Annotated in this window: 13 protein-coding genes, 1 other RNA gene and 1 riboswitch; of the genes, 8 read left to right on the top strand and 6 right to left on the bottom strand. The window is 64.7% G+C overall.

What is annotated here, in order from left to right; genetic code table 11:
• The first annotated feature begins 59 nt into the window (after positions 1–59).
• The 7 genes from hisN (at position 60) to UC32_RS06915 (ending at position 5478) form a co-directional block, all read left to right on the top strand.
• Entirely contained in the window at positions 60–872 is an 813-nt protein-coding gene (hisN, locus tag UC32_RS06945; RefSeq protein ID WP_015937565.1) for a histidinol-phosphatase, read from the top strand.
• 162 nt (positions 873–1034) lie between these two features.
• A riboswitch (SAM riboswitch) is annotated at positions 1035–1148 on the top strand.
• Between the two features lie 38 nt (positions 1149–1186).
• Positions 1187–2605, top strand: a complete 1419-nt coding sequence (locus UC32_RS06940; protein WP_045730523.1) for an aminotransferase class V-fold PLP-dependent enzyme — start codon at positions 1187–1189, stop codon at positions 2603–2605.
• Between the two features lie 78 nt (positions 2606–2683).
• On the top strand, positions 2684–3442 hold the full coding sequence (locus UC32_RS06935; protein ID WP_045730522.1) for a class I SAM-dependent methyltransferase: 759 nt from the start codon (positions 2684–2686) through the stop codon (positions 3440–3442).
• 45 nt (positions 3443–3487) lie between these two features.
• Positions 3488–4201 (top strand): metal-dependent transcriptional regulator, encoded by a 714-nt coding sequence (locus tag UC32_RS06930; protein ID WP_045730521.1) that lies wholly within the window; start codon positions 3488–3490, stop codon positions 4199–4201.
• Between the two features lie 15 nt (positions 4202–4216).
• The gene (locus UC32_RS06925; protein ID WP_045730520.1) at positions 4217–4651 is read left to right on the top strand and encodes a fluoride efflux transporter FluC; all 435 of its coding nucleotides are present in this window, start codon (positions 4217–4219) and stop codon (positions 4649–4651) included.
• Positions 4648–5049, top strand: a complete 402-nt coding sequence (locus tag UC32_RS06920) for a fluoride efflux transporter FluC (RefSeq protein WP_045730519.1) — start codon at positions 4648–4650, stop codon at positions 5047–5049. The genes UC32_RS06925 and UC32_RS06920 overlap by 4 nt, the downstream gene beginning before the upstream one ends.
• Positions 5050–5100: 51 nt before the next feature.
• On the top strand, positions 5101–5478 hold the full coding sequence (locus UC32_RS06915) for a hypothetical protein (protein ID WP_045730518.1): 378 nt from the start codon (positions 5101–5103) through the stop codon (positions 5476–5478).
• 14 nt (positions 5479–5492) lie between these two features.
• Here UC32_RS06915 and UC32_RS06910 read toward each other — a convergent pair whose 3' ends face one another.
• Positions 5493–6476, bottom strand: a complete 984-nt coding sequence (locus UC32_RS06910) for a S1C family serine protease (protein ID WP_045730517.1) — start codon at positions 6474–6476, stop codon at positions 5493–5495.
• A gap of 397 nt (positions 6477–6873) precedes the next feature.
• Here UC32_RS06910 and UC32_RS06905 point away from each other — a divergent pair, with 397 nt between their 5' ends.
• Complete coding sequence (locus UC32_RS06905; RefSeq protein ID WP_045730516.1) at positions 6874–9024, top strand: acyltransferase family protein; 2151 nt, start codon at positions 6874–6876, stop codon at positions 9022–9024.
• Between the two features lie 184 nt (positions 9025–9208).
• Here the strand turns inward: UC32_RS06905 and ssrA are convergent.
• The 5 genes from ssrA to ftsE all read right to left on the bottom strand — a co-directional run bounded on the left by ssrA (position 9209) and on the right by ftsE (position 13389).
• Positions 9209–9577: a transfer-messenger RNA gene (ssrA, locus tag UC32_RS20285) on the bottom strand.
• A gap of 100 nt (positions 9578–9677) precedes the next feature.
• A complete protein-coding gene (smpB, locus tag UC32_RS06900; RefSeq protein WP_015937574.1) occupies positions 9678–10154 on the bottom strand; it encodes an SsrA-binding protein SmpB in 477 nt (158 codons plus the stop codon).
• A gap of 83 nt (positions 10155–10237) precedes the next feature.
• A complete protein-coding gene (locus UC32_RS06895) occupies positions 10238–11662 on the bottom strand; it encodes a M23 family metallopeptidase (protein ID WP_045730515.1) in 1425 nt (474 codons plus the stop codon).
• 27 nt (positions 11663–11689) lie between these two features.
• Positions 11690–12604 carry a permease-like cell division protein FtsX gene (gene ftsX, locus UC32_RS06890; protein ID WP_015937576.1) on the bottom strand — a complete coding sequence of 305 codons (915 nt, stop codon included), beginning with the start codon at positions 12602–12604 and terminating at the stop codon, positions 11690–11692.
• Positions 12601–13389: a cell division ATP-binding protein FtsE gene (gene ftsE, locus UC32_RS06885; protein ID WP_015937577.1), complete on the bottom strand. Its 789-nt coding sequence runs from the start codon at positions 13387–13389 to the stop codon at positions 12601–12603. The genes ftsX and ftsE overlap by 4 nt, the downstream gene beginning before the upstream one ends.
• Between the last annotated feature and the right edge of the window lie 21 nt (positions 13390–13410).

Genomic DNA, 13410 nt, shown 5'->3' with positions numbered 1-13410 from the left:
GCGCCAACCGGCACGGCCCACCTCCCGGCAGAACCGGCGCCAGACGGTAGTTTGGAACCATGATCCAACCCGCTTCGACCTATAACGACGACCTGCGACTGGCCCATGTCCTGGCCGATTCCGTGGATGACCAGACCATGAGCCGCTTCAAGGCGCAGGACCTCCACGTGGAGACCAAGCCCGACCTGACGCCGGTCACCGATGCGGACAAAGCCGCCGAGGAAGCCATCCGCGGCCAGCTCTCACGCTCCCGGCCGCGCGACGCTGTGCTGGGTGAAGAGTTCGGCAGCACCGGCCACGGCTCCCGGCGGTGGATCATCGATCCCATCGACGGCACCAAGAACTTCGTCCGCGGAGTTCCAGTCTGGGCTACGCTCATCGCCCTGGTTGACGAGGGCGAGCCGGTGGTTGGCGTGGTCAGCGCACCCGCCCTTGGTAAGCGGTGGTGGGCTGCCAAAGGCATGGGGGCCTACATGGGCCGTTCCCTTGCATCGGCCACCCGGCTCCGGGTCTCGGACGTTTCCACCCTGTCCGACGCTTCGCTGTCCTATTCCAGCCTGGGCGGCTGGAAGGAACGCGGCAACCTGGACGACTTCCTGGGCCTGACTGAGGACGTTTGGCGGACGCGCGCCTACGGCGATTTCTGGTCCTACTGCATGGTGGCCGAAGGGTCGGTGGACATCGCCTGCGAGCCCGAACTGAACCTTTACGACATGGCCGCCCTCGTTCCCATCGTGGTGGAGGCCGGCGGCCGCTTCACTTCCCTCGAAGGCGAGGACGGGCCGTTCGGCGGGAACGCCCTGGCCACCAATTCCATCCTGCACACCGAAGTGCTGCACCGCCTGAACCCCGGCCTGGACGACCTCCTGTAGGCAGGCCTCCTACCGAACAATCGACCGCGGGCGCCTCCGAAAGGGGGCGCCCGCCGTCGTAATCTTCGAAGAAAGTCCCGATTCCCGGGCCACGCGTAACAAAACCCTTAACAATCCTCCCGGCTTCAGACCGGGCCGCCGGATGTTCTATGGTTTTATCCAGGTCACGAGTGCCAGCGCTAAACCCCGGTTTGCTGGCCGGCAACCCTCCATTCGCGGTGGGGTGCCCCGGGTGACGACCAGGCCGGTCCGGAGCGGATGCGGCAAGCGCGGATTCCAGCACTGCCGGAGTCCTGTCCTGAAGTGAGGCCTCCATGACCACTGCCGTCGACTCCCCCATTACCGCAATCGCTGCCGACCGCGTTCCGGACAAGTACCTGGCCGCCGCCGGGCATCCGCTTGCAGCGGTTACCGGAGCTGAGATCCTGGCCCCGCTGATTTCCGGCGGACACGTCCGCTACGCCAACCTTGACTACGGGGCCTCCGCCCCGGCGCTGACCGTGGTGTCGGCCTACCTCAACGAGATCCTGCCGTTCTACGCCAGCGTCCACCGTGGTGCTGGCTACGCGTCGCAAATCAGCACTTCCGTTTACGAGAATGCGCGCAACATCGTCCGCGAATTTGTTGGCGGCCGCCCCGACGATTCCGTCATCTTCACCAGGAACACCACCGATTCCCTCAATCTGCTGGCTGGTTGCCTCCCCGGAGCGGACGGCAAATCCGCTGGTGACGTCCTCTACCTGGACATCGAACACCACGCCAACCTGCTCCCGTGGCAGGGTGTCCCCCACCGGAGCATCGTTGCTGCCGACACGATCGCCGGGACCATCGATTCGGTGCGCGCCGAACTGGAGCAGGGCGGCGTCAGCCTGCTGGCCGTGACCGGAGCCTCCAACGTCACCGGCGAAATCCTGCCCATCCGGGAGCTTGCCGCCCTCGCCCACCGGCACGGTGCGCGCATCGTAGTAGACGCGGCCCAGCTGGCGCCGCACCGCCGCGTCGACATCAGCGCCGACGATGTCGATTACCTTGCCTTCTCCGGGCATAAGCTTTACGCACCATTCGGCGCCGGCGTGCTGGTGGGCCGTCCGGACTGGCTTGACGCAGGGACTCCCCACCTCGCCGGCGGTGGCGCTGTCAAGGAAGCAAAGCTCGACGGCGTCAGCTGGGCCACCGGCCCGGCCCGCCATGAGGGCGGCTCCCCCAACGTGCTGGGTGCTGCTACCTTGGCGCGGGCAACCCAGGTTATCGCGAGCCTGGACCAGGACCGCTGGCACGCCCACGAGTCGGCCATCCGTTCCTACCTGGTGGAGGGCCTGCAGGCGATCGACGGCGTCACGGTGCACCAGATCTTCAAGGACACTGATCCGGACAAGGACACCATCGGGGTGGTGAACTTCTCGGTGGCAGGATACGACGCCGGCCTGGTGGCCGCGTACCTGTCCGCCGAACACGGTGTGGGACTCCGGGATGGCCGCTTCTGCGCCCACCCGCTGCTGAAGCGCCTTGGGCTTCCTTCCGGTTCACTCCGGGCGAGCTTTGGCGTCGGCTCCCGGCTGGAAGATGCCCAGCGGCTCCTCGCGGGCATTGAGAAGCTCCGCCGGGACGGGCTCGGCTGGGACTATGTGGTGGATGCCGGCCGCTGGGTGCCCGCCAACGACACCAGGACCTATCCCCACTGGGCACCGAACACTCCGGGAACTGCCGGCGCAGCTCCCTGCATCGACGACTGACGGCCGGGCGTCCGCACCCCGGCGCATGCGGTAAATTCGGACGGTACCCGCAGGGAATCAGTTTGAAGGAGGCCGTACGTGGTTCGGGGTGGGCCCAAGCTCGATCACGGGCGTCGCCGTGAGCTCGGCCAGAGCTTCCAGGACGGCGGCAAGCACTATGACAGGGTCCGTCCGGGGTATCCGGCGGAATCTGCCCAGTGGCTCGTGCCGGAAGGCGCCCAGGATGCGCTCGACGTCGGGGCCGGGACGGGCAAATTCACTGACCTGCTGCTGGCACTGGGATTGTCCGTAACCGCCGTCGATCCGTCCGCGGACATGCTCGCGCAACTGTCCGCCCAGTACCCGGCCGCGGCCGCCCTGCGCGGCACTGCCGAAGCCACCGGCCTCGGTGACGCAAGTTTCGACGTCGTCAGCGTTGCCCAGGCCTGGCACTGGTGTGACGCCCTCGTAGCCAGTACTGAACTTGCCAGGGTCCTGCGCCCGCAGGGAACGCTGGGACTGGTGTGGAACCAGCTGGACACCTCGGTGCCGTGGGTGCACCGGCTTTCCCGCATCATGCATGCCGGGGACGTCTACAAGCCCGGCCAACGGCCGCTGGTGGGCCCCGAGTTCGAGGGCATCGAAGAGCACGTGACCCGCTGGCAGGATCATGTCACCCCGGCCGACCTGATGGAACTGGCCAAATCCAGAAGCTACTACCTGCGGGCCAACGAACAGACCAGGGCCAAAGTCCTGGCAAACCTCGCGTGGTACCTCCATGAGCATCTGGGGCACGCTGAGGGTGAAGAACTCAGCCTGCCGTACCTGACACTGTCCTGGCGCGCTGTCCGGGCGTGACGCGCGCATCCCGGCCGCGTGCCGCCACCGGGTAGGCTTGAACGTGTGAAGACCAGCGCGCCCTCCTCCTCCATTGAGGACTACGTCAAGGTGGTCTATTCGTTTACGGAATGGCAGGACAAGCCCATCACGTCCTCGCAGCTGGCGCAGCGCCTGGGAGTGGCAAACTCGTCAGTTTCGGAGATGGTCCGCAAGCTGAAGGACCAGGGGCTGGTGGACCACAAACCCTACAGCGCCATTACCCTCACCGAGGCAGGGCTCCGGCTTGCACTGTCCATGGTGCGCCGCCACCGGCTCATTGAAACGTACCTTGTCCAGCAGCTCGGCTACAGCTGGGATGAGGTACACGACGAAGCCGAACTGCTGGAGCATGCTGTCTCGGACACCTTTATCGAGCGGGTGTCTGCCCAACTGGGCCACCCGGAACGGGACCCGCATGGTGATCCCATTCCCACAGCAGACGGCAAGGTCCACATGCCCGTTGCCCGGCTCCTGGGCGAACTCGACGAGGGCCACACCGGCCGGATCACCCGCATCAGCGACGACAACCCCGAGCTGCTGCGCTACCTTGCGGCCGAAGAAATCGACCTTGATTCCGAAGTAGAAATCCTGGGCCGTCGCCCCTTCGGCGGTGCCTTGATTGTGCGGATCAGCAATGCCGGCCGGACCAGGGAATTCGATCTCGCGGACGAGGTCACCTCCGCGCTGTGGGTGCACACCGGCCGCCCCCATGAGGGTTGCATCCTGGCGGAGTCCTGACATGTGCAGGGCCTTATGAGGGAGTCGTGGATTCCGTCGGGCCGTGCCTGGCTGGCGGTTGCCGCCGGCGGCCTCATTGGTTCTGAACTCCGGTACGGGATGGGCCTGGCCTTCCCGGAACCCGCCGGGTCGGTGCCCTGGACAACACTCTGGATCAACGTCGTCGGGAGTTTCGTCCTGGCGGCCCTGACCACCACCTGGATGGCGCGGCCGCAGACCGCGTTCTGGCTCCGTGCCGGGCTGGGACCGGGCCTGCTTGGCTCGTTCACCACGTTCTCGGCGGTGGTGTTTGCCGTGGACCAGCTGGCGCGCGACGGGCAGCACGTGGTGTGGATCGCCTACCTGGGGCTCTCCCTGCTGCTGGGCCTGCTCTCGGCGGCCCTCGGCTGGCGCCTCGGAAAGCTCACCGGGCGGTTGTCCGCGCGTGACGGCTCCGGGAGCCCGCCTTGATCAGCGCCGTACTGGTGGGAATCTTTGGGGTTGCGGGCGCGCTCCTGCGGTTCGCTACGGACAGCTGGTTCGCCCACCACAGCTCCCGGCGCACTGTACGGCTGGGCCTGTCGAAGGACCGGCTGCACTGGCCCTGGGCAACGCTGGTGGTCAACGTGGCAGGCTCCTTTATCATCGGGATCTCGTACGGCCTCACGGCGCAGCTTGGGCTGGGGCACGAATGGAGCACCGGCCTGGCGACAGGCTTTGCAGGCGGCCTGACGACCTTCAGTTCCTGGACCACTGCCACGGTGCGCCTGCTCGGCGAGGCACGGTTCGGGGCCGCAGCCATGAACATCGCAGTGAACCTGGTTCTGGGCCTCGGCGCCGCTGCCGCCGGAATCGCCTTGGTGTCCTGAGGAGCCCGTTCCATCCGTGGCGGCCCTTCCCGTTCACGTATTGTGGAGGTGATGATCAGCAGACGCGACGTGGCAATAGCCCTCGATATCCCCATGGAAATGGCCCAGCGCCACGGCCTCCCCAAGTTCATGTCCGAGGAGGAACTCGGCGCCCTGCTGGACAGCCCGCCGGCCTGGCTGGAGCAATCCCGCGCCAACCGGACAGGCAAACGGCCGGTCTGGGTCCACCTCGTCTGCGCAGTGTGCGGCTACGAGGAAGCGGCACGGCCCAAAAAATGGTGGCCGGACTTCACCTATGTTGTGTGCGACCATCACCGCCCGGACGAAGTGCCGACGGCCCGGCCGGGATTTGTCCGCAGCGAGTTCGACGGCGTGGGCACGCGCTTTGTCGGCATCGCGGACGTCGAAGCGCCCGACGGCGGACGCTGACACGTCAGCAGGGCTCACCTGGGGTTGCTGGTCATTTCGTCAGGGACCGCCACGAGGTGGAGGTCCGCACCGTCACGAAGTACCGCCAGGTCCAGTGGCTGGCCGATGGCATCGGAGAACAACAGCCGCTGCAGGCTTTCGGCGTTGCTGACCGCCTTCCCACCGGCTGTCAGCACGATGTCCCCGGCAGCCAGGCCGGCCCGGTCTGCCGGAGAACCGGGCAGCACCTCAACTATGCGGAGCCCGTCCCGCTGGCCGCTCCGGATGACTGCGCTGGGATTGAGCCGGACCGGGGTACTGACGAGTCCCAGGTAGGCCCGCCGCACCCGGCCGTCCGCGAGCAGCGCCGAAATGATCCGCCGGGTGGTGGAGTTGATGGGGATTGCCAGGCCCAGCCCTGCCCCGGCCACGGCGGTGTTGATGCCCACGATCCTGCTGTGCGTATCCGCCAGGGCGCCGCCTGAGTTTCCCGGGTTCAACGCAGCGTCCGTCTGGATGACATCCTCGATCACCCGACGGTTGCCATCCGCCCAGACCGGTATGGCGCGGCCCAGGCCACTGACTACTCCGGCCGTTACCGAGCCCGCAAGGCCCAACGGATTTCCGACGGCGACGACGAGTTGCCCGACACGCAGGGACTCCGCATCACCCAGCTCGGCTGGCCGGACCTTGGGGCGCCGGCCGTGGACCACTGCGAGATCAGACAGCGGGTCCGCGCCCACCAGCTCCAACTCCATCCTGCTCCCATCGGCAAAGACAGCGTGCCCGTTCTTTGTTCCCGCCACGACATGGGAATTGGTGACGAGGTAGCCGTCCTCTGTGAAAAGCACCGCTGAGCCCGCTCCAACGCGCATCCGGCCGTTGCGGCGGGTGGCTGACATCTCGATGGCGGCAACATGCGGCGTGACCTCCGCTGCCACGCGCATGACTGTGCGTGAATACGAATCCAAGGCATCGTCGTCGTGCCTGTCCGAAGCCTCTTCCCGTGCGCGTTCCATAACGCACCTCCCTGTCCTGGCACCCGCGCCCGTCGTGGCGGGGCTTACCGGATACAACGGGCGGCCGGTCAACGCTAGTCCCGGGGCTGCTACGCCTTCGGTGAACGCCTGCTCTCCGTGCGGATCCCTGTTCCAACCGCTTCTCCGCCGCACCACTGGCCACCCTTCACCTTGGCCGGCCCACACCATCACCAAGGTATGTGCGGTGCTAAAGTACCCGAGGGGATTTTCTCCACAACCTCACACCATGTGGGTTGTATCGGCTTCACCGACGATGCGGCTTTCACACCAACCGGGCGTTGTTCCCGGTGGACAGCACGCCTGGCCGCCAAAGCTGTGCCGGTACAGGACCTCCCGCTCCACGGTGAACCCACAGGTCGAATAACAAGGAGTACGTGTGACCGGACAGGTCTTGTTCCGAACGCGGTCGGAACTGCGACGGAAAGAATCGGTCAACGCAACGCGCAAGGACATCCAGGCCCTTCGGGCCCTGGCAGTCATGCTCGTGGTCCTCAACCATTTATGGCCCGTCCGGCTTCCGGGCGGGTACGTCGGCGTCGATGTGTTCTTCGTGATCTCGGGTTACCTGATTTCCAAGCACCTGCTCGGTGAACTGGAACGGTCAGACCGCATCAACCTTGGCCAGTTCTATGCGCGGCGGATCAGGCGGCTCCTCCCGGCGGCAACCTTGGTGGGCGTCGCTTCACTCCTGGCCGCGTGGGTGCTGCTTCCGTTCTCACGCTGGGTGGCCATTGCCCAGGAAACCATGGCCTCGGTGCTGTATGTCGAAAACTGGCTGCTGGCCGCCAAGTCCGTGGACTATTCAGCGCACAACGAAGCCGCGTCCACTGTGCAGCACTATTGGTCGCTTTCCGTCGAAGAGCAGTTTTACCTGGTCTGGCCCCTCCTTATGCTCGGACTGTTTACGGCCGCGGTGAGGTTCCGGCTCCGCAGGCGGGCGTTACTTACCCTGGGGGTCGCGCTTGCCAGTGCCATCGCACTGGTCTTCTGCATCTGGTTTACGTACACCAACAAGAGCCCGGCCTACTTTGTCACGCCGGCCCGCGTCTGGGAGTTCGGCGCCGGGGCGCTGGTAGCCATCGGAGGCGCCCACGCTGTGGGAGCCCTGCGCCTGCGGTTGCCCTCCTACCACCTTGCCCTCTCCGGAGCAGCGCAGTGGCTGGGATACGGGCTGATAGCCTGTTCCGCCCTCACCTTCAATGAGCAGACGTTCTTCCCCGGCTTCGCTGCCGTGGTTCCCGTCCTTGGCACTGTGCTGGTGGTTGCCTCAGGTCCGAACAGCCCCTTCTGGTCCCCCAACCAGCTGTTTGCCGCCAGGCCCATCCAGTTCCTGGGCGATGTGTCCTACTCGCTCTATCTCTGGCACTGGCCACTCATCGTCCTGGCGCCGGCCGTCCTGAGCCGCCCGTTGGGAACCTTGGACAAAATCGCCATTCTGGCACTGGCCATCGGGCTTTCCTACGCCTCGAAGAAGTTCGTTGAAGACCCGGGCCGCACCAAACTCCTGAAGGGGGCCAAACCGCTCCGGGTCGTCCTGGTCATGGCGGCCGCCATGGCTACCGTCTGTGCCTTGTGCGGGGGCCTTTTGCTGAGCTTTGGGAAGGCGCAGGAGGCAGAGACGGCCAAGCTGCAGAGTCTCTCCGGGGATCCCTGCTACGGTGCGCGCAGCCTGGACCCGAAAAACAATTGCGGTGATCCCTTTGGCGCTGCCCGGGTTGCCAATGTGGGGCCGAACGAGGCTCCGCGCTTTGACGCCCCCGAGTGCCACCCTGCGGCGGACCCGATCATGTTCGAGGACCAGAAACTTTTGACGGAGTGCGATTTCACCGGCGGCGCGCAGGCCGCCGCAACAGTTTGGCTGATCGGCGACTCGCATGCAGAGCAGTGGAAGAGCGCGCTGTATGAGCTTGCCCGGCTGCACAAATGGAAGCTGAAAGAGTCCATGGTGGGTGGTTGCCCCTTCGTCGATGTGAAGCGGGTGGCATTCATGGGCGAACCCGCAGATGACGCACGCTCCCAGAAGCGGTGCCTGGAGTGGAGCCAGAAGGTGACTGACAGGATCGTCCAGGAGAAACCCGGCATGGTTTTCGCTTCGTCTTTCGGAGCCGGCGAGACGATCGACGACGGCAGTGGACGCCCCCAGTTGGAACAGTACGGCGATGCCGTGGCCAAGCGGTTCCTCGCCTGGACGGGTGCAGGCGCCAGGGTCTTCGTCTTCCGGGATCCCCCGTTGACCCTGCGGCACAGCAGCCCGGACTGCGTGGCGCTCAACCAGCAACAGCCCATCAACTGCGCGAACACCCGCGCCGAGGCCTTGGTTCCGGACCCGATTGCGAGTGCCGCCATCGGCGTGGCCAAACCGTCGGTAAAGGTACTCGACATGTCGGACCAGTTCTGCGACGACCAGACCTGCTACGCGGTCATCGGCGGGCTGCAGGTCTACGCCGATTTCGACCACGCCTCACGGAGCTACATCCACTCACTGATGCCCGTGGTGGCGCAAAGGTTCAACGAGGCCCGGCAATAGTCCTGCCTGCAGGGACCTGGGTAGCCGGGCCCTGGGTGCACTGATCCAGGGTCCGGCCCCTTCGTGGGACACCAGCCCGGTCGATACCGGCAATCCGGGCAAAGAAAAACACCCCGGTCCGAAGACCGGGGTGTTCTTTCAGCAACTCGACTCATCCGGAAGGACGTACCGAGCCACCGCATGGGTGTGGAGATGGGGGGAATTGAACCCCCGTCCGATGTCGTGTTGTCAGGGCTTCTCCGGGCGCAGTTTGCGTCGGACTTTCTCGGCCCCAGCCATGCTGCAAACAGCTGGCTGATCCGGGCCCAGTCATCTATGAGTCCCGTTTACCCCGATGACGGGGGCAAACAGCAGTGGCTATCTAAATGACGCCAGGATCCGGGGCAATAGCAACCTCGGGCTGACGGACTGTCTTACTGCTTAGGCAGCAAGAGCGAAGTCAGTGCGCTTAGATTCGGCACTTATTGGTTTGCAGACAGCGTTTACGAGATAATTCTGCATCCTCGGCCCGCTTCACCTGTCGCGACTAACATCGTCGAAACCGATCATCCCCGTATTTTGTTACCAACATATTTACCCAATCCCGCGGGGCGTACCCGCCGGACTATTTATAGTAACGCATGTTGCGCCGGATTCATTCCGGGCACCACCGCTCAGCCCCGCCGCCTATTGCGTTCCCGCATCTCGCGCTGGGCCTCGCGGTTGTCCTGCTGTTCGCGGAGTGTTTGGCGTTTGTCGTACTCGCGCTTACCGCGGGCCACGCCGATTTCAACTTTCGCGCGGCCGTCCACAAAGTAGAGCTGAAGCGGCACGATGGTGTAGCCGGCTTCCTGGACCTTGCGGGAGATCTTGATGAGCTCTTCGCGGTGCAGGAGCAGCTTGCGGCGGCGTCGGGCAGCGTGGTTGGTCCAGCTGCCCTGGTTGTACTCCGGAATGTGGATTGCTTCCATCCACAGTTCGTCGTTGTAGAAGGTGCAGAACCCGTCCACCATGGACGCGTGCCCCTCGCGGAGGGATTTCACTTCGGTGCCCATCAGCGCAATGCCGGCCTCATAGGTATCCAGCACGTGGTAATCATGCCGGGCCTTGCGGTTGGTGGCCACCACCTTACGGCCACTTTCTTTGGGCACGGAACAGCTCCTCAATCAAATCGTCATGTCCTCCGGCCGGGTCGCAGCGGAGTCATACCAGTGTACGGCAGGGCCGCGCAGCCCTAGAGCAGGCCCATCGGGTCCACGGCGGCGCCGTTCAGCCAGGTTTCGAAGTGGGCGTGGCAGCCTGTGGAGTTGCCCGTACTGCCGGAGTACGCGATGAGCTGGCCCTGTGAAACCCGCTGTCCATTCGACACCACGATGCTGGAGTTGTGGTAGTAGATCGTGGTCAGGGAGTTGCCCTGCACCACCCCATGGTCCAGCTTCACCCGCCAGCCGCCGCCGTCAGCTGAGTTCCAGCCGGAGCTGAAGACCTCACCGGCCGCTGCGGCGTACACCGGAGTACCGCAGGCGGCACCGAAATCGATGCCCGTGTGGACATAGCCGCCTTGGCCGTAGAAATCGATGGTCCCCGGCGGGGTTGTGCGCCAACCAAACCCGGACGTGATGGGAATGCTGCCGTCGAACGGATGGCGGAGGCCGAAGGCCGACGGCGATCCGGCAGCAGGCGGGACATACGGCTGGACCGGCGGTGCCGGGCGGTTCGCTGCCGCGGCAGCCGCGGCGGCCGCGGCAGCAGCTGCCTCGGCCAGCCGTCGCTGCTCGGCTTCCCATGCCTCCCGCGCCCTGCGATCGCGTTCTGCGATCTCGTTGGCCACTTGGTTCTGGCTTGCCTGGACTCCGGCGAGCTGCGCCTGGATTCCCGGCTTGGCGGCCTGAAGCTCCGCGTCGAGGCGCGTCGTATCAGCGATCAGCTGGTCAACCTGGGCCTTCTTGGCAGCGGCTTCGTCGCGGGCCGCCTTCTCACGCTCAAGGGCGGCGTCGGCCTTTGCCTTCAAATCCTTGATCTCCGCTTCCACGGCCTGCAGGCGTGCCTCGGAGTTGACGTTGGTGGCGTTTTGCTGGCTCAGCTTGTCCATGGCAGCGTTCTGGCTGCGCATGGCCTGGTCCGCGAGGTCCATGGTGTCGGTGAGGCTTCCGCCATTGTTGGAACCGAAAAACAACGACAGGTTGGACGGGACACCGCCGGACTTGTAGGCCTGTGTGGCGATCTGGCCGATCAGTTTCTTGGTGTCGGCAATCTTCTGCTTGTCCGTTTCCAGCTGCTGGGTGATTTTCGCCTTGTTCTGCTGGGCCATGTCAACGCGGGCGGACAGCGCCTCGACTTCCTTGACTGCGCTGGCCACACGCCCCTGCGCTTCGAGCAGCGCCTGCTGGGCGCCGGGCAGCTGGCCCTGGTACAGGACCAGGTCACCGGCGGCCTTGGCGATCCGCGAGTCAACGAACTCCAATGACTGCTGGACGCGGTGGGCTTCAGCCTGGAGCGCGGCCTGCTTGTCCTCCAGCTCATCGGCAAATGCCGGCGGTGCGGACGCGGCAAGCCCGGAAGCGAGGACGACGGCGAGTACCCCGCTCAGGAGCGCCGAGCGGCGTGCTGCAGGACGCCTCGGTCGCAGGCGTGCGGGATTTTCTGACGTTACGTTCATCGGCATTCCTTGGTCGGTTTGCATAGCCTAAACGCGCAAATATCTGCGGAGGGTCAAGAGGGACGAAATTCCAGCCAAGGATCCGCCAAGGATTAACAGGGCAGGTACCAGTATCAGCGTCTGGCCCGAGGAAATGAACGCGGTGTCCGGATACTGCTTGGACATGTACTCCCCCAGGAAGAAGTGGGCCACGGCCCACAGCGTTGCCGAGGCAAGGGCTGCCCCGATCACCGCTGCTATGACGCCTTCAAGGATGAAGGGCAGCTGGATGACTGTTTTCGATGCGCCTACGAGGCGCATGATCCCGGTTTCCCGCCGGCGGCTGAAGGCCGAAAGCCGGATGGTGGTGGCGATCAGCAGGATGGCACATACGATCATGACGCCCGCAATGCCCACCGCAACAAGGGATGCCCCGTTCATCACCGAGAAAAGCCGCTCAAGCAGCTGCCGCTGGTCGATGACCGTTTCCACTCCGGGCTGCGAGCTGAAGGTTTCACTGATGATTTCGTACTTTTCCGGGTCTTTCATGTTGATCCGGAAGGAAGCTGGCAACTGGTCCGGGGTGACGGAATCGACGATCGGTGAGTTCGAGAACTGGTCCTTGAAGTGTTTGTAGGCGTCTTCCTTGGACTCGAACTGGAAGTCGTTGATGTATTGGGCCACAGCCGGTGACTCGAGCAGGGTGTTGAGGCTGTCCTGCTGTTCCGGAGTGACCGAACCGCCTGCGCAGCCGGTGGCTGTCGAGCCGTCGCTGCAGAGGAAGACTGCTACCTGGACTTTGTCGTACCAGTAGCCCTTCATCTGGTTGATCTGCATCTGCAGCATGCCGGCTGCACCCACGAACGTCAGCGAGACGAACGTGACCAGGATGACCGAGACCACCATCGAAAGGTTGCGGCGCAGCCCGCTGCCGATTTCGGAAAGGATGAACGCCAGCCTCATCGCTGTGCCTCACCTTCGCTGCCGTCGTCCGCGGGGCGGGCATCGGGTTCGTCCCTGCCGCTGGCGTCCTTGAGCCGGCGGGATTGCCCGATGACCGGAATCATCGAGGTGTAGAGTGCCTTGGCTTCGTCGCGGATCACCACGCCGTTCTTGAGCTCCACCACCCGTTTGCGCATTTCGTTGACGATGTCGTCGTCGTGGGTGGCCATGACCACCGTGGTGCCATTCTGGTTGATCTTGTCCAGCACTCCCATGATGCCCATGGAGGTGGTGGGGTCCAGGTTTCCGGTCGGTTCGTCAGCGAGGAGAATGCCGGGGCGGTTCACGACTGCCCGGGCAATGGCGACGCGCTGCTGCTCGCCGCCGGAGAGCTCGTGGGGCATCCGGTGCTCCTTGCCTTCGAGCCCCACGGTCTTAAGGACCTCGGGGACGGTATCGCGGATGACGCTGCGGCTCTTGCCGATGACCTGCATGGCGAAAGCCACGTTGGCGAAGACGTTCTTTTGGGGCAGGAGACGGAAGTCCTGGAACACGACGCCGATGCCGCGGCGGAGGCGGGGTACCCGCCAGCTTGAGATCTTCGCGACGTTCTGGCCGGCAACGTAGACGGCTCCCGAGGTGGCGCGGTCCTCTTTAAGCACAAGCCGGAGGAACGTTGATTTTCCGGAGCCTGATGCTCCGACGAGGAAGGCGAATTCGCCGCGGTCTATCTCAAGGTTGATGGAGTCCAGCGCCGGCCGGGCTTTCTGGTCGTAGACCTTGGTGACATTTTCGAATCGGATCATGGCCCTAAGTACCCTGCAGGG

This window comes from Pseudarthrobacter chlorophenolicus, assembly GCF_000962805.1.
Classification (GTDB): Bacteria; Actinomycetota; Actinomycetes; order Actinomycetales; family Micrococcaceae; genus Arthrobacter; species Arthrobacter chlorophenolicus_A.
Note: the sequence above shows the minus strand (reverse complement) of the source record. Positions and strands in the feature narration are given on the sequence as shown.